20 protein-coding genes are annotated in these 19,533 nt (G+C 60.1%); 8 read left to right on the forward strand and 12 right to left on the reverse strand.

Annotated elements, in window-relative coordinates; all coding sequences use genetic code 11:
- Window positions 1–4: 4 nt before the first annotated feature.
- Complete coding sequence (locus JNB91_RS02165) at window positions 5–412, forward strand: DUF2177 family protein (protein ID WP_220323857.1); 408 nt, start codon at window positions 5–7, stop codon at window positions 410–412.
- A gap of 74 nt (window positions 413–486) precedes the next feature.
- On the opposite strand, the gene JNB91_RS02170 is transcribed toward JNB91_RS02165, so the two are convergent.
- Together JNB91_RS02170 and JNB91_RS02175 are read right to left on the reverse strand one after the other, a co-directional pair.
- A complete protein-coding gene (locus JNB91_RS02170; protein ID WP_220323858.1) occupies window positions 487–876 on the reverse strand; it encodes a response regulator in 390 nt (129 codons plus the stop codon).
- A 114-nt stretch (window positions 877–990) separates the two neighbouring features.
- Window positions 991–1,929 carry a DnaJ C-terminal domain-containing protein gene (locus JNB91_RS02175; protein WP_220323859.1) on the reverse strand — a complete coding sequence of 313 codons (939 nt, stop codon included), beginning with the start codon at window positions 1,927–1,929 and terminating at the stop codon, window positions 991–993.
- A gap of 420 nt (window positions 1,930–2,349) precedes the next feature.
- Between JNB91_RS02175 and JNB91_RS02180 the strand changes: the two genes are divergently transcribed.
- Window positions 2,350–3,069 (forward strand): Crp/Fnr family transcriptional regulator, encoded by a 720-nt coding sequence (locus tag JNB91_RS02180; RefSeq protein WP_220323860.1) that lies wholly within the window; start codon window positions 2,350–2,352, stop codon window positions 3,067–3,069.
- Window positions 3,070–3,166: 97 nt separating this feature from the next.
- Here JNB91_RS02180 and JNB91_RS02185 read toward each other — a convergent pair whose 3' ends face one another.
- Complete coding sequence (locus JNB91_RS02185; protein ID WP_220323861.1) at window positions 3,167–3,529, reverse strand: response regulator; 363 nt, start codon at window positions 3,527–3,529, stop codon at window positions 3,167–3,169.
- A 201-nt stretch (window positions 3,530–3,730) separates the two neighbouring features.
- On the opposite strand from JNB91_RS02185, the gene JNB91_RS02190 reads away from it, so the two are divergent.
- Window positions 3,731–4,447, forward strand: a complete 717-nt coding sequence (locus JNB91_RS02190; RefSeq protein WP_220323862.1) for a Crp/Fnr family transcriptional regulator — start codon at window positions 3,731–3,733, stop codon at window positions 4,445–4,447.
- Between the two features lie 75 nt (window positions 4,448–4,522).
- Here the strand turns inward: JNB91_RS02190 and pepT are convergent, their stop codons facing one another.
- The 8 genes from pepT to JNB91_RS02230 all read right to left on the reverse strand — a co-directional run bounded on the left by pepT (window position 4,523) and on the right by JNB91_RS02230 (window position 12,747).
- On the reverse strand, window positions 4,523–5,758 hold the full coding sequence (gene pepT, locus JNB91_RS02195; RefSeq protein WP_220323863.1) for a peptidase T: 1,236 nt from the start codon (window positions 5,756–5,758) through the stop codon (window positions 4,523–4,525).
- A gap of 140 nt (window positions 5,759–5,898) precedes the next feature.
- Window positions 5,899–7,179 carry a TRAP transporter large permease gene (locus JNB91_RS02200; protein ID WP_220323864.1) on the reverse strand — a complete coding sequence of 427 codons (1,281 nt, stop codon included), beginning with the start codon at window positions 7,177–7,179 and terminating at the stop codon, window positions 5,899–5,901.
- On the reverse strand, window positions 7,179–7,700 hold the full coding sequence (locus tag JNB91_RS02205; protein WP_220323865.1) for a TRAP transporter small permease: 522 nt from the start codon (window positions 7,698–7,700) through the stop codon (window positions 7,179–7,181). The genes JNB91_RS02200 and JNB91_RS02205 overlap by 1 nt, the downstream gene beginning before the upstream one ends.
- A 223-nt stretch (window positions 7,701–7,923) precedes the next feature.
- Window positions 7,924–8,856, reverse strand: a complete 933-nt coding sequence (locus JNB91_RS02210; RefSeq protein WP_223218021.1) for a TRAP transporter substrate-binding protein — start codon at window positions 8,854–8,856, stop codon at window positions 7,924–7,926.
- A gap of 118 nt (window positions 8,857–8,974) precedes the next feature.
- Entirely contained in the window at window positions 8,975–9,856 is an 882-nt protein-coding gene (locus JNB91_RS02215; RefSeq protein WP_220323867.1) for an amidohydrolase family protein, read from the reverse strand.
- Window positions 9,856–11,004 carry a mandelate racemase/muconate lactonizing enzyme family protein gene (locus JNB91_RS02220; protein ID WP_220323868.1) on the reverse strand — a complete coding sequence of 383 codons (1,149 nt, stop codon included), beginning with the start codon at window positions 11,002–11,004 and terminating at the stop codon, window positions 9,856–9,858. The genes JNB91_RS02215 and JNB91_RS02220 overlap by 1 nt, the downstream gene beginning before the upstream one ends.
- Before the next feature lie 5 nt (window positions 11,005–11,009).
- Complete coding sequence (gene kdgD / locus JNB91_RS02225; protein ID WP_220323869.1) at window positions 11,010–11,921, reverse strand: 5-dehydro-4-deoxyglucarate dehydratase; 912 nt, start codon at window positions 11,919–11,921, stop codon at window positions 11,010–11,012.
- A 73-nt stretch (window positions 11,922–11,994) separates the two neighbouring features.
- Window positions 11,995–12,747, reverse strand: a complete 753-nt coding sequence (locus tag JNB91_RS02230) for a FadR/GntR family transcriptional regulator (RefSeq protein ID WP_220323870.1) — start codon at window positions 12,745–12,747, stop codon at window positions 11,995–11,997.
- A gap of 279 nt (window positions 12,748–13,026) precedes the next feature.
- On the opposite strand from JNB91_RS02230, the gene JNB91_RS02235 reads away from it, so the two are divergent.
- The 5 genes from JNB91_RS02235 (at window position 13,027) to JNB91_RS02255 (ending at window position 18,161) form a co-directional block, all read left to right on the forward strand.
- Complete coding sequence (locus JNB91_RS02235) at window positions 13,027–13,614, forward strand: DUF922 domain-containing Zn-dependent protease (protein ID WP_220323913.1); 588 nt, start codon at window positions 13,027–13,029, stop codon at window positions 13,612–13,614.
- Window positions 13,615–13,725: 111 nt separating this feature from the next.
- Complete coding sequence (locus tag JNB91_RS02240; RefSeq protein ID WP_220323871.1) at window positions 13,726–14,874, forward strand: M20 family metallopeptidase; 1,149 nt, start codon at window positions 13,726–13,728, stop codon at window positions 14,872–14,874.
- Between the two features lie 80 nt (window positions 14,875–14,954).
- Window positions 14,955–16,511 carry a VOC family protein gene (locus JNB91_RS02245; RefSeq protein WP_220323872.1) on the forward strand — a complete coding sequence of 519 codons (1,557 nt, stop codon included), beginning with the start codon at window positions 14,955–14,957 and terminating at the stop codon, window positions 16,509–16,511.
- Window positions 16,511–17,455 (forward strand): ROK family protein, encoded by a 945-nt coding sequence (locus tag JNB91_RS02250; RefSeq protein WP_220323873.1) that lies wholly within the window; start codon window positions 16,511–16,513, stop codon window positions 17,453–17,455. Before JNB91_RS02245 ends, JNB91_RS02250 begins: the two co-directional genes overlap by 1 nt.
- Window positions 17,439–18,161 (forward strand): copper homeostasis protein CutC, encoded by a 723-nt coding sequence (locus JNB91_RS02255; protein WP_220323874.1) that lies wholly within the window; start codon window positions 17,439–17,441, stop codon window positions 18,159–18,161. Before JNB91_RS02250 ends, JNB91_RS02255 begins: the two co-directional genes overlap by 17 nt.
- A 22-nt stretch (window positions 18,162–18,183) precedes the next feature.
- Here the strand turns inward: JNB91_RS02255 and JNB91_RS02260 are convergent, their stop codons facing one another.
- Window positions 18,184–19,446, reverse strand: coding sequence for an AGE family epimerase/isomerase (locus JNB91_RS02260; protein WP_220323875.1), 1,263 nt, complete (start codon window positions 19,444–19,446; stop codon window positions 18,184–18,186).
- Between the last annotated feature and the right edge of the window lie 87 nt (window positions 19,447–19,533).

Here is a 19,533-nt window from a genome sequence, read left to right on the forward strand (position 1 = left end):
CGAGATGACCTATGTGCTGGCCTATCTGGGAACCGTAGTCGCCTTTCTCGGTCTCGATTTTCTCTGGCTCGGCACGGTCGCCACGGGGTTTTATCGCAGTCGGATCGGCGGCCTTCTTCTCGACCAGCCTAACTTTATCGCCGCCGGGGCATTTTATCTCTTCTATGTCGCGGGCATCGTCTATTTCGCCGTTCAGCCGGCGCTTGTGTCCGGCAGCTGGACGACGGCGGCCATTTCAGGCGCCATTCTGGGTTTCATCGCCTACGGCACCTATGACATGACGAACCTTGCCACGCTGAAGAACTGGTCACCGACCGTCAGCGCCGTTGATATGGCCTGGGGGACGGCTCTCACCTCGTTTTCGGCGGTCGTCGGCTATTGGGTAGCTCAGAGGTTTTCCAGCGGCCTGTGATCGTCTCCAGGTGGTGATGTGAGCCTGCGCTTACGACCTGCCTGGGTGTGGCCAAACAGCCTTGGATGTTGTGATCAAGCCGGACTGTTTGCGCCAAAGGTCTCTTTGACCAGTCGGTTGAGTTTTTCGGGATTCCAGGGTTTGGAGAGCATGGGCAGTCCATCAAGCCTGCTCTTGAGTTCCGGCAGTTCGGCGTGGCTGCTGCAGATGATGACCGGGACGTCCCGTTCCTGCAGCATCTCGATGACTGGCACCGACAGTTCACCGTGGAGGTTGAGGTCGACGATGGCGCCGGCCAGATCGTTTCGCGGGATCGCATCCATCGCATCAACGATCCTGCCGAAGGGGCCTATGATCTTATGGCCGGTTTGCAGAAGATGATCTTCCATATCCATCGCTAGTAGAAGATCGTCCTCCAGAAGAAGGATAGTCGGACAGTCGTTCAGGTACTCGGCTTCCGTCATTTTACCTTTACAGTGTCATACGCGGACCAGGGCAAGATGACACCTGGTCCAGATATTTCAAGCATGGCTTTCGTCATATCAGACGCATGAATGACTTATAAAGTTCCACCTTGCTTAAAGGTTAAGATGTTTTCGCGGATCTTCGTTGGATTTTTCCGGCAAGGTCTCCAACAATGCCGCAAGGTCAGCATCAGGCTTTTCCGACAGGACGATCTTCACCGTCGCCAGCAAGTCGCCATATCCGCTGCCGGTCTTCGGGGCGCCCTTGCCCTTGAGGCGCAGCGTCGTACCGGTATTCGTGTTCGGCTTCAGCGTCACGTTCAGGTAACCGCCGGGTGTCGGGACCTTGATCTTGCCGCCGAGCACGGCCTCGCGAATGGTGATCGGGATTTCCACCCGGATATCATCGCCGTCGCGCTTGAAGAACGTGTGCGGTTTGACCTTGATCTCGATGAGGGCGTCGCCATCCTGACCCTTGGCAGCACCTTTGCCTCCCTTGCCGCGCAGGCGCAAGACCTGCCCGTCACGGGTGCCGGCGGGGATTTTCACGTCGAGCGATGAACTCGGGCCGAAGGAGACGGGTGCGGTCGTGCCGTTGATCGCGTCGAGGAAGGTGACTTCCATTGTGTAATGGACGTCTGCGCCCCTCGTGCGAAACTGCGCGCCTTCAAAATGGGATGAGTTCGAACCGGCACCGCCGCGTCGCGACATGAAGCTCGCAAAAATATCCTCGAAGCCGCCGAACTGCGAAAAGCCGCCGTCATCGGAGAAAGCATCGCTGCCGCCAGCTCCGGCATATTGCCGGTGCCCATGAAATGTCGGGCGCTCGACGCCATTGATGTCGATCTCGCCACGGTCGAAGCGGGCTCGCTTTTCCTCGTCACCGAGGATTTCGTTGGCAGCGGATATCTCCTTGAAGATGTCCTCGGCCTTGCGATCTCCCGGATTGAGGTCAGGGTGATATTTCTTGGCGAGCTTTCTAAAGGCGTTTTGGATGTCCTTTTGCGACGCATCCTGCTTCACGCCCAAAATTTCATAAGGATCCTGTCTCATCACTACCTCCAGACGCAAAACATGAGTTGAAACCGGCGCCATCGCGAAGTCTGGCGGTCACGGTTTGAGGCGGCTTTGCAGCGATGCGGTCCGTTGTCGGACAAGGGTAATGGACGGCGCTCCGCCTTATCCGGCAGGCACTACAGGGATCAAGCCTTCGTCGCACCATATCCTCGTCAAGCAACATGGTCTCAAGAAGCTGCGGAAGTCATCGTGCCGATCCCATCAAGGCAACCGGCAACCTTGAGGTGGTGTTTGGATATGGGAACTTCAAGGGAGCGTATCCGTTACCAGAGCGCCCGCCGGGACGGGAGAGACGCTGCGATGAACCGCTCTGAAGGCTTTCAGACAGAGGACGCGCGATCGGCCCGAGACGGTGGATGACCTGTAGGCAACAAAGAGGATATGGAAAGGATAGACATGCGAAACCAGAACAAGCTCCTGGCGCTTCTTTCTCACGATGATTACGCGGCCCTCGAACCTGTCTTGGAACCAATCGACCTTCCTCAGGGCTTCGTCTTGTCTGCGCCCGGCGAACCACTCGAATATTGCTATTTCCCGTTTTCCGGCGTGATCTCGACGGTCGTGACCTCGCCGTCCGGCAAGCGTACGGAGATCGGGCTTCTGGGCCGTGAGGGCGTTTCACCGTCCTCCATTGCGCTCGGTGCAGCGGATGCGCCCTATCTCGTGGTGATGCAGGTGCCGGGGCATGGCGCACGCGTGCCGATCGAGGTGATGCGCAAGATCATGGACAGGTCGCCATCGCTGAAACGTCTCCTGACACGCTGGGCGCATGTGGCGCTCAGCCAGGCGGCATTCACGGCACTGTCGAACGCGATTCATCCCGTCGACGAACGTCTGGCGCGCTGGATCCTGATGTGCCACGACCGGGTGGATGGCGACGCGATCGACCTGACGCACGAGTTCCTGGCGATCATGCTTTCGGTGCGTCGCCCGAGCGTGACGGTGGCGCTGCATGTGCTGGAAGGCAAGCAACTGATCTATTCGCATCGCGGCACGATCATCGTTCGCGACCGCAAGGCGCTCGAGCAATTCGCGGCGGATTCCTATGGCGGGTCCGAGCGGGAATATGAACGGATGTTCGGTGATATCGAGGATATCACCCGCAAATCTGCTTAGAGCATTTCCGCCTTTCTTCGAAACGCGTAACCGCTCTATCTGTTTGTTTAACGCAATTCCGGACGCAAAACCGGTTCCCACTTTTGCTGGAATTGCTTTAGGCGATTGCAAGCCGGGTTCTGATGCGGTCTGCCAAGGCGTCCGGATCACCCGGCTTGCTCATCCATTCGCTGCCTTCGAAAAGGTTGTCGTCCCATTCCGGCGGTTTCTCGCTGCCGGTATAGATCATGAACGGGATGCCGTTTTGCCGCAGGTGCGAGAGAACCGGCTGGCTGTCGCCATCGGCGAGGTAGAGATCCAAGAGCACGAAATCGGGTGACGCGCTATCCAACCAGGCGATTGCTTCCTTCTGGGAGCGGAGCGTGATGAAATTGTTCAAGCCCTTATCGACAAGCGCTTCTTCGATGTCGAGGGAGATCAGCGGCTGGTCTTCCAGCAACAATATGAGCTTGTCTGCCAATTCGAATCTCTTCCCCTACAACATACTGATTAGATAAACGGTTTTTGCGCGCGTGTACCCCTTTGTCTGATACCGTACCGAGGGTCTCCTGCGGGTTGTGTCGCGAATTTTATGGCCATAGATGGAAATCGTTCAAATCAAGCGGAGACTTCTCGTCCAGAGGAAGCCGAACAGGCCATGATCTCCTATCAAGGATGAGCGATGGCTGACATTGTGCAAACGGCGGTCCGTAACAATCTGCTTCGGCTGATGACGCCTGCGACCTTCTCCGCAATCTCTACTCATCTGGACGTGGTGGACCTGCCGCGCGCCTTCGAGCTTTCGGAGCCGCATGAAGAGGCGGAATACGCGTATTTTCCCGAAACCGGCATTGCTTCCATCGTCGCCCGCTCACCGCAGGGGCAGCATGCCGAGATCGGCATTTTCGGTCGTGACGGGATGACACCCGCTGCCGTCGTACTCGATGCCGGGTCAGATCCGTTTTCGATCTTCATGCAGGTTCAGGGCGATGGTTTTCGCATTTCGACCGCGCTTTTGAAGTCGCTGCTCGATCAGGATGCGGATCTGAAGAACCTGCTCGGGCGTTATGTTCAGGCGCTTTCGGTGCAAGGCGCATTCACGTCTCTCTCCAATGCCGTTCATCATATCGATGAGCGGTTGGCCCGCTGGATTTTGATGTGCCACGACCGCACCGATGGTGACGAGATCAGCCTGACGCACGAGTTCCTGTCGATCATGCTGGCGGTCCGGCGCCCGAGCGTGACGACGGCGCTGCATGTGCTGGAAGGCCGCAAGCTGATCTATTCGGAACGCGGCATGGTGATCGTGCGCGACAGGCCGGCGCTCGAGGAATTTGCCGCCGACGCCTATGGCGAGAGCGAGCGGGAATATTTCAGGCTGCTCGGACCCTATAGCTGATCGTCTCGTGAAAAGGGCGCCAATCCTTTTTGGAATTGACGCCCGACGATGCTTCTCAGGTAACGTGTCCTGTTTTCAGGCGCGCTCTTCCCAAAGCTTTGCCAGTTCGACGATCGTTTTCACTGCCTTTTCCATGTCCTGGCTGCTGACCCATTCGATCGGCGAGTGGAAGGCGTGGCCGCCGGCGAAGATGTTGGGGCAGGGCAGGCCCATGAAGGAGAGGCGCGCACCATCCGTGCCGCCGCGGATGCTGCCGCGCACCGGCGACATGCCGGCCCGACGGATGGCCTCGATGGCGTTGTCGACGATCTCCGGGTGGTGGTCGAGCACTTCCTTCATGTTGCGATACTGCTCGGTGATTTTTAGCGTATGCGACGAGCCGGGGTACGCGGCCATCACGTCAGTGATGATGGTCTCGAGCAGCTTCGCCTTTTCCTTCAGGCCCTCGGTCCTGAAATCGCGCAGGATGAGGCTGATCCTCGCGCCTTCCATCGTACCGGAGACAGAGGTCGGATGGATGAAACCGTCGCGGCCCTTGGTCGTTTCCGGCGTCATGTCCTTCGGCAGTTTGGCAATGATATTGCCGGCGATGCGGATGGCGTTTTCCATCTTGCCATAGGCAAAGCCCGGATGGATGGCGACGCCCTGAATGAGGATTTCGGCGCTGTCGGCCGAGAAGGTCTCGTCCTCGATCGTGCCGGCCGTCTCGCCATCGAGCGTATAGCCGAAATCGGCGCCGAGCTTCTTGAGATCGACCTTGGCGACGCCGCGGGCGATCTCCTCGTCGGGGGTGAAGAGGATGCGGATCGTGCCGTGCTTGATGTCGGGATTGTTGATGAGAAACTCGGCGGCGGTCATGATCTCGGCAAGGCCTGCCTTGTCGTCGGCGCCGAGCAGCGTGGTGCCGTCTGAGGTGATGACGTCATGGCCGATCTGGTTCTTCAGTTCCGGATGTTCGGCCGTCTTGATGATGCGGCTCTTGTCGCCCGGAAGGGTGATGTCGCCGCCCTGATAGTTGCGGATCACCTGCGGCTTGACGCCCGTGCCGGAAAAGTCCGGTGCGGTGTCCATATGGGCACAGAAACAGATGACTGGGACATTGTTCTTGCCGGTGTTGGACGGGATCGTCGCGTAGACGTAACCGTGCTCATCGAGTTCGGCATCCTTGACGCCGATCGCCTGCAATTCGCTGACCAGAAGCCGGCCGAGATCGAGCTGTTTTGCCGTCGACGGCTGGGTGAGCGAAGAGGCGTCGGACTGGGTATCGAGGACGACGTAACGGAGGAAACGGCTGGTAACGGTATCGGTCATGATGAAATCCGGGTGGGGAAAACGATTTGAATGCAGCTGACCATAGACCCTGGTGCCTGCGCCGTGAACCGCAATTTCTTGCAATAGGGATGCCCAGAATGACAGATCCCGCCGAAGCGGGATCCGAGATGTTTCGTGGTTTACCGGAACAGGCCCGGCAGCCAGAGTGAGAGAGACGGGATGTATGTCACCGCAAGGAGAACAAGAAGGCTGGCGCCGAAGAAGGGCCAGATCGTGCGCATCGCCTCTCGGATCGATATGCCGCCCACCGCGCAACTGACGAAGAGCACGGTGCCGACCGGTGGCGTGTTCAAGCCGATACCGGCATTGAGGATCATCACGACGCCGAAATGGACCGGATCGATGCCGAAGGCTTTTACCACCGGAAGCAGGATCGGCGTGGCGATGATGACCATCGGTGCCATGTCCATGAAGGTGCCGAGGATGAGCAGGATAATGTTGATCATCAGGAGTACGATGATCGGGTTATCCGAGATGGCGCTGATCGCGGCGATGATCAGCGTCTGGACCTGCAGGAAGGCCATCAGCCAGCCGAAGGAGGCGGCGGTGCCGATGACCAGAAGGACCATGGCCGTCGTGCGTACAGCGCCCATGACGGCCTCGACGAACCCTTCCCAATCCAGTTCGCGATAGACGAGCATGGCGACAAGGAAGGCATAAAGGACGGCAATGCAGGAGCTTTCCGTTGCGGTGAAAACACCCGAGCGCACGCCGCCGAAGATGATGGCGATCAGCAGGATGCCGGGGAGCGAGGCGAGCAGGTAATAACCGACGCGACGGAAGCCCGGAAACGGATCGGCCGGATAACCGCGCTTGACGGCAACCCACCAGGCCGTGACCATCAGGGCGGCAGCAAGCAGGATCCCCGGAATGATGCCGGCGGTAAAGAGATCGGCGACCGAGACATTGCCGCCGGCTGCGATCGAATAGAGGATCATGTTGTGCGACGGCGGGATCATCAGGGCGATGATGGCGGCGTTTGCGGTGACATTGACCGCATAATCCCGGTCATAACCGCGCTTGGCCATTTGCGGGATCATCAGGCCGCCGACTGCCGAAGCGTCGGCGACTGCCGATCCGGAAATGCCGCCGAAAAGCGTCGAGGCGACGACATTGACCTGACCGAGGCCGCCGCGCATATGGCCGACGAGGCCTGCCGCAAAACGGATCAGCCTTGCGGCGATGCCACCGCGCACCATCAGGTCACCGGCGAAGATGAAGAACGGGATCGCCATCATGGCAAAGACGTTCATGCCGGAATTCATCTGCTGGAAAACGACGATCGGCGGCAGGCCGAGATAGAGCACGGTCGCGAAGGAGGCGATGCCGAGGCAGAAGGCGATCGGCATGCCGATGATCATCAAAAAGGTGAAGGCGCCGAAAAGGATCGTATAGGCCATTATGCGGCCTCCTGCACGAGCACGTCGGCAGCGATTTCCTCGCCGATCGCGACGTCGATGAAACGTTCAAGGGCAAAGATCGCGATCATCGCGCCGCCGCCGATCATCGGGAAGAAATCGGTGCCGCCCGGCCAGCCGAGGACTGGAATGCGGGCGGTCCATGTGCCGGCGGCAAGCAGGGTCGAATAATAGGCCATGCCGATGCCGAAGAGCACGATCAGGCCGAGGCTCAAGAGGTCCATCGCCTTCTGGATGTTCGCCGGCATGACGTAGCGGACGATATCGAGACCGAGATGCACGCTTTCGCGCACGCCGACGGCGGCGCCCAGCATGATGAACCACGACATCAGGTAGAGCGACAGCGGCTCCGACCAGCTCGGGCTGTCGTTCAGGACGTAACGGCTGAAGACCTGCCAGCCGACGATCAGCGTCATGGCGACCATGCCGATGCCGGCGATCCAGAGTGATAAGCGGCTGACCACACCCAGCACGGGTTTTATCGCCTGCATGAATTTTCGCATTGTTCTGTTCCTCCTCGATCCGGCGCTTTCCCCGACGCCGGTGGGTCTTATGTCGTCGCCACTTATGCCTTGCGTCTTCCTCGGGCCTGTCCCGAGGATCTGTTGCCGTCTCGCAGTTTTCGACGTGATTAGATCCTCGGGACAAGCCCGAGGATGACGGGTGAGGGTGTGCCCGCACCCAAACAAGAACCGGCCCCACAAGGGGGCCGGTTCAGTACCTATTTCACTGCACCGCCTGGATCTCTTCCAAGAGCGCCTTCATCGAAGCGTCAGTGACGAACTTGTCGTAGACCGGCTTCATCGCGGCGGAGAACTCTTCCTTGTCGACGTTGATGACGTTGACGCCACCGGCGCGGACCTTTTCTTCCGAGGTCTTTTCGCGGGCGCTCCAGAGTTCGCGCATCTTCACGACCGAGTCCTTGGCTGCCTGGCGGACGATCTTCTGGTCGTCCGGGGTCAGCTTGTCCCAGGAGACCTTGGACATGACGAGGATTTCCGGGTTCATCGAATGCTGGGTCAGCGTGTAGTTCTTCGCCACTTCATAATGGCGGGCGGACTCGTAGGACGGCCAGTTGTTTTCCGCGCCGTCGACCACGCCGGTTTCCAGCGAGGAATAGACTTCGCCCATCGGCATCGGCGTCGGGTTTGCGCCGAAGGCCTGCATCATGGCGATCCAGAGGTCGGACTGCTGGACGCGGATTTTCAGGCCCTTGAGGTCGGCGAGTTTCTCGACCGGCTTCTTGGTAGTGTAGAAGGAGCGGGCGCCACTATCATAATAGGCTAGGCCGATCAGGCCGTGGGGTTCGAAGGCGGCCAGGATCTTGTCGCCGATCGGGCCGTCAACGACCTTGTGCATATGGTCGGTCGAGCGGAACAGGAAGGGCAGGCCGAGGACGACAGTTTCCGGGATCAGGTTGTTGAACGGCGCCGCATTGACGCGGTTCATGTCGATGACGCCGAAACGGGTCTGTTCGATCGTGTCCTTTTCGCCGCCGAGAACAGAGTTATTCATCACCTGAATGCCGATGCGACCGCCGGTGCGTTCCTTGACGAGATCGCCCATATATTTGACCGCGTCGACGGTCGGGTAGCCATCCGGGTGGATGTCGGCCGAGCGCAGGGTGATTTCCTGAGCGTGGGCGCCAGTCGGGACCATCGAGACGGCCGTCGTCGCAGCGAGTGCGAGCGTCAGCGCCAGCCCGAGAGCTTTCGTGATTTTCATGTTTTCCTCCTCCAAAGAAACCGGTGCCTCCACGCACCGGTTGTTCAAAATATCAACTCGTTGATGCACTCCATGCCTGCAGAGCGAAAAGCGTCTGCGGGTTCTCTATCAGGGCTAGATGCCGGGCCTTATCGTCCGGCAGCCAGCCAAGCACGGTATCGGTCAATGCCGCGTCATCCGGGTAGTCCGCCTGTTCGCGGGCCAGATTGTGCGGCCAGTTGGTGCCCCAGACAATCCGTTCCGGGGCATAGTTTGCGATATCACGGGCAACGGCTGCGACATCGGCATAGTCGGGTCCGCCCGTTTTCGATGATTCATAGACGCCGGCGAATTTGAACCAGCAGTTTCCTTGATCGATCAGGCGTTTGACGGCAGCGATCTCTTCGCTGTCGGGTGTGACGCCGGAGAAGAATTTTCCGTGGTGGTCGAAGACCCAGCGGGATTTCAGCTTTGCCAGGCGCGCTTCGTGATCGAGGATGTTGCTGCCGTCGAACTGGACGGCAAGCATCCAGCCGTGGGCGGCGGCTTTCGCATCGACCGTTTCGAGTTCCGAGAGGCTGACGGCACCGCCCGGCAGATCCATGATACGGGCGCCGACAATGCCTGCTTCGGTGAGGCGCGCCATTTCGGCATCGCTCGTTGTGGCGTCGATGATGCCGACGCCACGGGCGACATTGCCCATGATGTCGAGACAGGCGATGAGATTGGAATTGTCCCGCTGATGCGCATTGCCTTGCGTGATGATGACACGGTCGATGCCGAGCCATTGCATGAGTTGCCGATACTGATCGGGATCGGGCAGGGCGCCTGCGGGCAGGCCTGGGCCACCGGGCAGCGACGGATAGTCCGGCAGATACATGTGCATCTGCGTATCGACCGCACCCTGCGGCAGCTTAATCTTCGGAGAACTGCCGGTGAGGGTGCGAACGAGCATCAGGCTGTCGCCTTTTCGTCTGGCATGCGGAATTCCTTCAGCGCGTCGCGGTCGATCTCGATGCCGAGGCCGGGGCCGTTCGGGATCTGCACCACGCCGCCCTTATGCTCGATCGGCGTCTTGACGATCGCCTGACGGAAGGGATTGTGCGTGCGATCGAATTCGAGGATCGGTTCGATCGGGTTGACGCGGACAGGGCTCGGGACCATCGCCGCCATGAACTGCAGGGCGGCTGCGATATGGACGGCGGTGCCCCAGACGTGAGGAACGACGCGGATGCCGTGGAGGGCTGCAAGATCGGCAACACGCTTGGCTTCGGTAAAGCCGCCGACGCCCGCGAGATCCGGCTGGACGATGTCGATGGCGCGGGTTTCGATCGGCTCCTTCATGCCCCAGCGGGTATGCCATGTCTCGCCGCCGGCGACCGGGATCGGCTGTTTGGCGCGGACTTCGCGATATGCAGCAAGCTGTTCGGGAACGACAGGCTCCTCGAACCAGTCTATGCCATACTCAGCGGCAGCGTTGCCGAGGCGGATAGCCTCGACAGCGTCGTAACCGTGGTTGGCGTCGATCATCAGTCGCATGTCGGGGCCGGCGGCCTCGCGGACGGCACGGATGACGCGCAGGTCTTCCTCGACGCCGAAGCCGATCTTGATCTTGGTGGCGTGAAAACCTTCCGCCCGGTAGCGAGCGACGTCGGTGGCATTGTCCTCGACGCGATCGACGCCGTCACGCTTGAAGCTGCCCGTTGCGTAAGCTCGGATGCTCTCGCGGAAACGCCCGCCGAGAAGGATGGAAATGGGGGCGTTGAAATGTTTGCCCTTGATATCCCAGAGCGCTATGTCGATGCCGGAAAGGGCGGTGACGGTCAGACCGCGCTGGCCCTGGTCACGAAGCGCATTGTAGAGCTTGGCCCAGATCTTTTCCGTCTCAAGCGGATTTTCGCCGATTAGCCAGTTGGCATAGGCCTGAACGACCGCAGCATTGGGCCGGGCAGGGCCAAGGCATTCGCCCCAGCCCACCGTGCCGTCGTCGCACTCGATCTCAACCAATATGTGAGCCCGGCGATCGAAGCGCATGGAGGCGCTTTCGAAAGCCACATCGAGCCGGTGTTCAAGAAGGTGAGTGCGAACCGACGCTATCTTCATCCGGCTTACCTCTTGTGGCTGCCGATGAGCTTCAGGAGCATCTGTTCCTCTTCCGCCGTCAGGTCATCGAGCGGCGGACGGACCTTGCCGGCATCAAAACCCTGCAGGCGCACACCGGCCTTAATGGCGGCGACGGCATAACCCTTGCGACGGGCGCGAAGGGCCATGAAGGGATAGAAGAAGTCCCTCAGGATTTCTTCACAACGGGCGCGGTTGCCTGCACGAAGTTCCTTGTAAAACTCGACCGCAAGACCGGGAACGAAATTGAAGACGGCGGACGAATAGGTGGTGAAACCGGCGCCGAGATAGGCTTCAGCAAAGAGTTCCGCCGTCGGCATGCCGCCGAGATACATCAGGCGATCGCCCATCGTGGCGGTAACCTGGCGGACGAGGCCGATATCGCCGGTGCCGTCCTTGAAGCCGATCAGGTTCGGGCATTCGTCGCAAAGGCGCTTCAGCGTATCGACCTGCAGGACGGAGTTGTCACGGTTATAGACCATGACGCCGATCCCGACCGACTGGCAGATCTTCTTGACGTGCTGATAGAGGCCTTCCTGCGGCGCATCGATCAGGTAATGCGGCAGAAGCAGGATGCCATCGGCACCGGCCTTTTCGACCGCCTTTGCCATGTCGACACCGACGCGGGTGCCGAAACCGCAGCCGGAAACGATCGCGGTATTGCTGTTGCCGGCCGCTTCCTTGGCGGATTTGACGATGGTGGGAACTTCATCGGGAGAAAGCGAGAAGAACTCGCCAGTGCCGCCGGCGGCAAACAGGACCGGCGCTTCGAAGCCGGACAGCCACTCGATATGGCGCTGATAACTATCCTGTTTGAACTCACCCTCGTCATCGAAATGGGTAACAGGAAAGGACAATAGGCCGGCGCCGAGCGCCGCCTTGATTTCTTCAGGCGTCATAATGGAATTTCCTCTTGAATGTCTCCTCCAGACAGAAATTGTCGTACAGGTTGGCGGAATTTATGTCAATAAGTTATCTGACATCTTCTCGCTGTGCGCGAAGCAGGTTCCTGTAGCGCAACTGGCTTCCACGCAGGTGCTTGCGCATCGCTTCGCGGGCCTTTTCCTCGTTTCCTTCGGAAATGGCGGTGACGATCGCATGGTGCTCATCGACAAGCAGGTTGATGTAATCCATCTGCTCTTCCGCCGTTTCGTCGCCACGCAGGGCGGCGCGAGGAATGACGTTCTTGCCGATCATCGTCAGAAACTCGCGGAAGCGTGGGTTGTTGGTCGCATCTGCTATAGAGAGGTGAAGCGCGAAGTCGGCCTCGCTTGTCGGCTGATGCGCTTCCAGGCAGGCACGCACGGCATAATGACGCTCGAATATCACTTCTTCCTGTGCCGGGGAGCGCCGCAGGGCCGCCATTCCAGCTGATTCGACCTCAACGGCAGTCCTCAGTTCCAGCAGTTCGATCATCGAGGAAACGCGTGCGAGATCGATATGGCCGAGGGAGAGGTTGAATGGCGGCGGCGTGGGGGTGGCCTGAAGGACGAAGACGCCGGCGCCCTGGCGGGCCTCCACAAGCCGATCGGACCGCAAGGCGGCAAGCGCTTCCCGGACTACCGTCCTGCTGACCCCATGCGCCAACGTCAGTTGTGCTTCGCTTGGAAGCTTGGAACCTGGCGGAAACTGACCTTCGGCGATTGCCTGACGCAATGTGTCGCTCAATTGCGTGGCGCGTGTTTTTGGGGAGGCGATCAGATCCGTGTTGAGTTCGTCGCTCATGGATGCGTTTCCTTCCTGGAAAATTATAATTCCCGAAATTTTCCGGGTTCGATCGCTTATCGCTGTCTAATCCAACATGTATGACAAGTGGAGCTGTTTGTCACCCATTCATAGAGATGCGTCTTGGTCCGGATTTATCGCACAGGCTGTGAGCGGGCGACATAAGCCGGAATGACGCGGTTGGCTGGCCGATTGTCTCGGCCGTGCCTGATGTTGAAAACGGCGTCGTGGGGCTCTACCACGAGTGTGGACAGATGCTGGAGTGTTGCCGTGAGAGTTATGCTTTTAAAAGTTTTGGCCGCCGGGCTTTTGTTTTCCATGCCGTCTTTGGCCATGGCGCAGTGGGCGCCGGTCGAACAGGTGAAGACATATACGGTCAGCGGTTCCACCGGCATCGAGCTTTATTCCCAGATCGGCGAAAAGGGGCCGCTTGTCGGTGGCCAGATGCGGACGATTGCGCATACGGATTTCAAACTGCTCTGGTCTCGAAACTACCAGCCCCAGCCGGATGGTTCATGCAAGCTGGTCTCGGCGCGGCCAAGCCTGACGCTGATCTACACGCTGCCGAAAGCCGGCAAGATGCCGGGTGCTCTGAAGGCGAAATGGGATGCATTTGCTGAAGGCGTGCGCCGCCATGAGCGGGTGCATGGCGACATGATCGTGGAGATGGTCAAGGAGATCGAGGCGGTGAGCGTAGGGCTTGCTGCTGCGGATGATCCGAAATGCCAGAAGATAAGGCAGGACCTGACCGCAAGGCTCGGCGAGATTTCGAAACGCAATCGCGAGCGACACCGGGACTATGACAAGCTCGAGATGAACAATGGCGGTAATGTTCACCAGCTCATCCTCAGATTGGTGAACGAATAGATTTTATTGTTGTCAAAATGGTGAACAGTCCGATCATCGTCATGGGGCGTTGCCCGTGACGGGATCGTGGTTATAGTCCCCACGCTCGCAGAACATAGCAAGGGGATTTTAATGACCAATTCCGTTTCAGCCGCCGATATTGACGACAAGGCTCTATTGCAGGAACTCGTGGCATGGGTGGAGATCGAAACGCCGTCTCATGATGCGAATGCCGTCAACCGACTGGTCGATCGGGTGGAGGGATTGGCGAAATCCGCTTCGCTGGATGTGGAGCGTCTGCCCGGAACGCTGGGACTTGGCGATATCCTGACGGTGCGCTCGCCGCGGGCCGAAGGCAGCAATGAAAAGAGCGTTCTGGTTCTGGCGCATTTCGACACCGTGCATGCGCATGGGGTGATCGCCAAGCAATTGCCTCTGAAGCGGGACGGCGACAAGCTTTACGGTCCCGGCATCTACGACATGAAATCCGGAGCGCTGATGGCGCTCGAAGCGTTGCAGATCGCGGTCGCCAGGGGTAGCCGCATGCCGGTCGATCTGGTCTTCGTGCCGGACGAGGAGATCGGCAGCCTTTCGTCGCGCGCCTATATGGAAAAGCTGGCGGCAAGCGCCGGTTATACGCTGGTTGTCGAACCGGCGCGTGACGGCGGCAAGATCGTTATCGCCCGCAAGGGCGTCGCCATGTACGATATCACCGTGCGGGGACGTGCTTCGCATGCCGGCACAAGGCCGCAGGACGGACGTAGCGCAATCCGGGCCGCGGCGCGGCTGGTGCTCGATCTTGAGGCGCTGAATGACACCGAGCGCGGTATCACCGTGTCGGTTGGCACGATCCAGGGCGGCACGGGCCGCAATACCATTCCGGCGGAATGCCGGATGCAGGTGGATGTGCGCGTGCCGGACGACAAGGCTGCAGCCGAGATTACGGGCAAGATCGAGGCGATGACGCCGGTCGATCCGGATATCACTTTCGAGATTGTCGGCCAGATGAACCGGCCGCCCTTTGCGCAATCCGCAGAAGGCGTGAAGCTGTTTGATACCGCAGCCGAGATTGCGGCAAAGCTCGGTATCACGCTCGAAGGGGTGACGACGGGCGGTGGCTCGGATGGCAATTTCACCGCAGCGCTCGGTGTGCCGACGCTCGACGGTCTCGGAGCTGATGGGGCAGGCGCGCATACATTCGACGAGCATATTTTCGTCAGCAGCCTTGCGCCGCGCACGGCGCTGCTTGCCAACCTGATGATGTCGCTCGAACCCAAGTGAGCCGCTTCGGCGCCAGCGCGCCGGGAGCCATAGTCGAAACACGATCGGGCACAAGCCCGGACACCCAAGGCTAAAAGATCATGACCAGCGGTATTCATCACCTGACGGCCATCACCCGGAAAATCCAGGACAATGTGGATTTCTACGTCGGCTTTATGGGCCTGCGCCTCGTCAAGCGCACGGCCGGTTTCGAGGATGCGCAGCAGCTTCACCTTTTTTATGGAGACGGTGCTGCAACGCCGGGATCGCTGGTCACGTTTCTGGCCTGGGAAGACGGTTCGCTCGGGCGCGTCGGGCATGGCGCACCGAGCGAGATCAGCTTCGCCATCGATCGCGAGGCGATCGGTTTCTGGCTGACACGGGCGCTGCAATGCAATGTGAAGATGACCGGGCCGACGCAGGAGTTCGGCGAACCGGTGCTCAGGCTGACCGATCCGGACGGGATCATCGTCAAGCTCGTCGGCGTCGATGACTATGGCGACTGGGTCTGGTGGAAGGATGGCGGCATTTCCGAAGCGGACGCCATCCGCGGCATTCGCGGGGCGACCATCCTGTCTGAAAAGGCAGATGAGACGGCGGCGTTTCTTGAACGGCATACGGGATTTGTTTCAGGAGCGGTCGAGGGATCGATCCAGCGGCTGGTATCGGAAAGCGGGCAGATCATCGATGTGCGCAATGCCGGCGGGTTCTGGACGGCGGCGCCGGGAACGGGGACGATCGATCATGTGGCGGTGAGGGCGAAAAGCCAGCAGGCCGTCGACGATCTGCACAAGGCGCTGCAAGCCGAGAATGCGGGCGATATCAATGTGCATGACCGGCATTATTTCTATTCGCTCTATGTGCGCGAGCCGGGCGGTACTCTGATCGAGGTTGCGACCGACGAACCGGGCTTCACTGCGGATGAGACGGTAGAGGCGCTCGGGACGGGATTCTTTATTCCCAAACACTACAAGGCGGACCACGAGGCATTGAAGGTGATGCTGCCGCAATTCGGCCTGCCGGGCGAGGAGCGGGTGATCTATCGCGACCTGCCTTTCGTGCATCGCATCCACATGCCGGAAAGTTGGGATGGTTCGACGCTGGTGCTGCTGCATGGCAGTGGCGCCAACGAGACGGCGATGCTGCCGCTCGGCCGAAAGGTTGCGCCGAATGCGATGCTGATCGGTCTGCGCGGTCGCTCGACGGATGAGGGGTCTCCGCGGTTCTTCCGCCGGTTTGATCAGACGACATTCGACCAGAAAGAGATCGCATCTGAGGTCGAGGCTTTTGTCGCCTTCATTGAGGATATCGGGCCGGCTTATGGTGTCGATCCAGAGCGGCTGACGTTCCTCGGTTACTCCAATGGCGGCAACATGCTCGGCGCGACGATGCAGCTTCGGCCGGACGCGATCCGCAATGCGGTGCTGCTGCGCTCGATGAATGTGCTGGAGGAGCGGCCGGTGGTCGATCTGTCTGGAACGCAGGTTCTGTCGCTCAGCGCCACCGACGATTTCTATGGTCCGCTTGCGGGTGAACTGGAGGACAGGCTGAAATCTGCCGGCGCGCAGCTGACGGCGAAGGTGCTGGATGCCAATCACGGGCTTGGAGCGGAAGACGAGGTGATCGTTCGCGACTGGCTGCAGGAACGGACGGCGTGATGCAGGGTGCCGCAGTGCTCTGTGCCGATATCGGTGGGTCGTTCATCAAGTTCGGCCTCTCCCGCAAGCCGGGAGAGGTGGAGGAGTTTGCGCGCGTGCCTGTGCCGAAATCCGATTGGCGCGCGCTTGCAGAGGCGTTGCGAGGTCTGTCGAATGATGCGGATGGCAGCGGCGTCATGCCAATCGGGATATCGGCGGCAGGGCTTGTCGATCCGGTGACGGGCAGGGGGCTTTCGGCGAATATCCCGTGCCTGACGGGCCTGCCGATTGCCGAGACGATCTCTCGGGCGACCGGGCGTTCGGTCTTTGCCGCGAATGATGCGGATTGCCTGACGCTGGCCGAGGCGAATGACGGTGTCGGGCGCGGTCATTCGATCGTGTTCTGCATCATCATCGGCACGGGGATCGGTGGCGGGATTGCCGTCGATGGCCGCATATTGCGCGGTGCCGGCGGTGTGACCGGCGAATGGGGGCATGGGCCGGCGCTGAATACGAGCGTCGAGATCGGCGGCCGGCTGGTTCACGTACCCCGGTTTTCCTGCGGCTGCGGACAATCTGGTTGCGTCGATACGATCGGCGGGGCGCGGGGGATCGAGAAATTGCACACGCTGTTTCACGGCGAAGAGCGCAGCAGTCATCGGATCATCGACGACTGGCAGGTGGGAGAAGCAAAGGCCGGCGAGACGATCGACGCCTATCTTCAGCTCGTTGCCGATCCACTGGCCGTTGCGATCAATACGGTCGGGCCGTCGATCGTGCCGGTTGGCGGCGGGCTTGCCTCGGCCGGGACATTGATTGCGGCGCTGGACGAGGCGGTTCGGGCACGCATCCTGAACCGGTTGGATCGGCCGCTGCTGGTGCCGGCGATCCGCCGCGAGGATGGCGGGCTTATGGGCGCGGCCGTGTTGGCACGGCAGGGAGTGGATGATGTCCGTGCTGCTTGAAGTCTGTGTCGATAATGCTGAAGGGCTGGAAGCAGCCGTTGCCGGCGGGGCGCAGCGGATCGAACTGTGTTCGGCGCTTGATGTCGGCGGGCTGACGCCTTCAAAGGGGCTGATGGCGCTGGCGGCGACGGCACCGGTGCCGGTCTATGCGATGATCCGGCCGAGGGCAGGGGATTTCATCTTCGACGCCGCCTCGCGGGATGTGATGCTGGCGGATATCGATGCGGCGCGGGAATGCGGGTTGGCTGGCGTCGTGCTCGGCGCAAGCCTTTCCGATGGTCGGCTGGATGCGGATCTGTTGGCTTTGCTTGCGGAGCGGTCGCGCGGCATGGGGCGGACGTTGCACCGTGCTTTCGATCTGGTGCCGGATGCGGATGAGGCGCTGGAGCAGGCAATCGGCCTGGGCTTCGAGCGCATTCTAACTTCAGGGCTGGCGGTCAAGGCACCGGATGGGATGGGCGTGCTTCGCCATCTCGGTGATCGAGCGGCTGGGCGGATTTCGATCATGGCCGGGGGCGGGGTTACGCCTGCCAACGCAGCGCATATCGTCGCCGGAACCGGTGTTGCGGAAGTTCATGCCTCATGTCGCCTGCCGGTGACTTTTGTCGATGAGGCGCTTGTCGGCTTCGGTTTTGCGGCCCGGCAGCAATACCGGACCAGCTCGGTCGTGGTGGGAGAGATGCGCGAGGCGCTGGCGGCGCTTTGAACGCGCGCCGCCCAAAAACTGTTTAAGCGGAAATGCCGCCGCTCGTTTCGCCGATCATCTTCGTCAGGCTGCCGTCTGCCGGATAGAGTGGGATGAGGCAGGCCTGGAAGGCGTGGTAGATATCGCCCTTGCCGGGGAAGAGTGTGTGAGCCGGGACGAGATCTTCCGTCAGTTCTTCATGCCAGCCGCCGTGTCTGTGATCGATGAAGCGGTTGGCGATGGTGCTCCAGATCAGCCGATAGCTGTCCTCGAAGAAGGGGTCGTGCGGCAGATGCTGGTTGATGAAGTGAGAGGCGCCTGCTGCCTCGCACATCGGCCACCAAAGCTTGTTGGTCTTGGCCGGCTTGTCATCCCAGTCGAGCGTATAGAAGAAGCCGCCCTTCTGCTTGTCCCATCCCAGTGACATAGCCTGAATGAAGAGGTTCTTGGCTGCATCCGGCATCCAAGTGTGCTTCTTGTTACCGAGCACCCAGAGCTGCAGTGTGAGGCGTGCCCATTCCAGCGCGTGGCCGGGCGTGGTGCCGGCGGGGCGGAACATTTCGTCCGGGTGGTAATAGTCCTTGTTGAGGTTCCAGTTCGTGTCGAAATGTTCGCCGACACGGAAGCCCGTCGCACCGGCAAGACGGCGGATGATCAGGTCGGCGATACTCTCCGCCTTGTCGAGATAATGCTGTTCGCCGGTCGCCTCATAGGCTGCCATCAGCGCTTCGGTGAGGTGCATGTTGGAGTTCTGGCCGCGATAGGTGCCGCCGTCGATGGCCCCCCAGTCTGCGGTGAATTCCTCGGCGATGGCGCCATGCTGCTTTTCCCAGAAGCGGGTTTCGAGCACTTCGGTAATATCGGCCAGCATTCTGTCGGCGAGAGGATGTCCGACAACCTTGGCGGAAGAGGCGGCAAGCAGGACGAAGGCGTGGCCGTAGCCCTGCTTGTTGGTGTCGGCAGGGCCGTCATCGTTCATCGACCAGACGTAGCCGCCGTTTTGTCGATCCCGGTGGCCGTTCCAGAGAAAATTCATGCCGTGGTCGATCAGGTCGCCGGCACCCGGACGCCCGAGCATATAGGCGATCGAATAGCAATGGACCATGCGCGCCGAGGCGTGAATACCACGGACCGGATTGGAGTTTGGAAGCGGACGGCCTTCGTCGTCAAGATCGTAGAAGCCGCCCTTGGGGTTGATGGCGCGATACTGGAAGAAGTCCATCAGGCCCTCTGCCTGATCGAGCAGCCAGCGGCGATGATAGGTTAGATCGCTCCAGAATTTAGACGTCTGACCTGTATCGCTCATGCTTCTTCTCCCTTGTGCCTCAACACTTTACTTAAAGGCTATAGTCATTGTGGTCATAGCTGTCATCGGCGAATCTGGCATAAATCG

It is taken from the genome of Aliirhizobium wenxiniae (assembly GCF_019511445.1).
Classification (GTDB): domain Bacteria; phylum Pseudomonadota; class Alphaproteobacteria; order Rhizobiales; family Rhizobiaceae; genus Neorhizobium; species Neorhizobium wenxiniae_A.

Coding starts and splice junctions, on each gene's coding strand:
- JNB91_RS02165 (WP_220323857.1), top strand. CDS start 5: ATGACCTATGTGCTGGCCTATCTGGGAACCGTAGTCGCCTTTCTCGGT.
- JNB91_RS02170 (WP_220323858.1), bottom strand. CDS start 876: ATGACGGAAGCCGAGTACCTGAACGACTGTCCGACTATCCTTCTTCTG.
- JNB91_RS02175 (WP_220323859.1), bottom strand. CDS start 1,929: ATGAGACAGGATCCTTATGAAATTTTGGGCGTGAAGCAGGATGCGTCG.
- JNB91_RS02180 (WP_220323860.1), top strand. CDS start 2,350: ATGCGAAACCAGAACAAGCTCCTGGCGCTTCTTTCTCACGATGATTAC.
- JNB91_RS02190 (WP_220323862.1), top strand. CDS start 3,731: ATGGCTGACATTGTGCAAACGGCGGTCCGTAACAATCTGCTTCGGCTG.
- pepT (WP_220323863.1), bottom strand. CDS start 5,758: ATGACCGATACCGTTACCAGCCGTTTCCTCCGTTACGTCGTCCTCGAT.
- JNB91_RS02200 (WP_220323864.1), bottom strand. CDS start 7,179: ATGGCCTATACGATCCTTTTCGGCGCCTTCACCTTTTTGATGATCATC.
- JNB91_RS02205 (WP_220323865.1), bottom strand. CDS start 7,700: ATGCGAAAATTCATGCAGGCGATAAAACCCGTGCTGGGTGTGGTCAGC.
- JNB91_RS02210 (WP_223218021.1), bottom strand. CDS start 8,856: ATGGTCCCGACTGGCGCCCACGCTCAGGAAATCACCCTGCGCTCGGCC.
- JNB91_RS02215 (WP_220323867.1), bottom strand. CDS start 9,856: ATGCTCGTTCGCACCCTCACCGGCAGTTCTCCGAAGATTAAGCTGCCG.
- JNB91_RS02220 (WP_220323868.1), bottom strand. CDS start 11,004: ATGAAGATAGCGTCGGTTCGCACTCACCTTCTTGAACACCGGCTCGAT.
- kdgD (WP_220323869.1), bottom strand. CDS start 11,921: ATGACGCCTGAAGAAATCAAGGCGGCGCTCGGCGCCGGCCTATTGTCC.
- JNB91_RS02230 (WP_220323870.1), bottom strand. CDS start 12,747: ATGAGCGACGAACTCAACACGGATCTGATCGCCTCCCCAAAAACACGC.
- JNB91_RS02235 (WP_220323913.1), top strand. CDS start 13,027: ATGCTTTTAAAAGTTTTGGCCGCCGGGCTTTTGTTTTCCATGCCGTCT.
- JNB91_RS02240 (WP_220323871.1), top strand. CDS start 13,726: ATGACCAATTCCGTTTCAGCCGCCGATATTGACGACAAGGCTCTATTG.
- JNB91_RS02245 (WP_220323872.1), top strand. CDS start 14,955: ATGACCAGCGGTATTCATCACCTGACGGCCATCACCCGGAAAATCCAG.
- JNB91_RS02250 (WP_220323873.1), top strand. CDS start 16,511: ATGCAGGGTGCCGCAGTGCTCTGTGCCGATATCGGTGGGTCGTTCATC.
- JNB91_RS02255 (WP_220323874.1), top strand. CDS start 17,439: ATGTCCGTGCTGCTTGAAGTCTGTGTCGATAATGCTGAAGGGCTGGAA.
- JNB91_RS02260 (WP_220323875.1), bottom strand. CDS start 19,446: ATGAGCGATACAGGTCAGACGTCTAAATTCTGGAGCGATCTAACCTAT.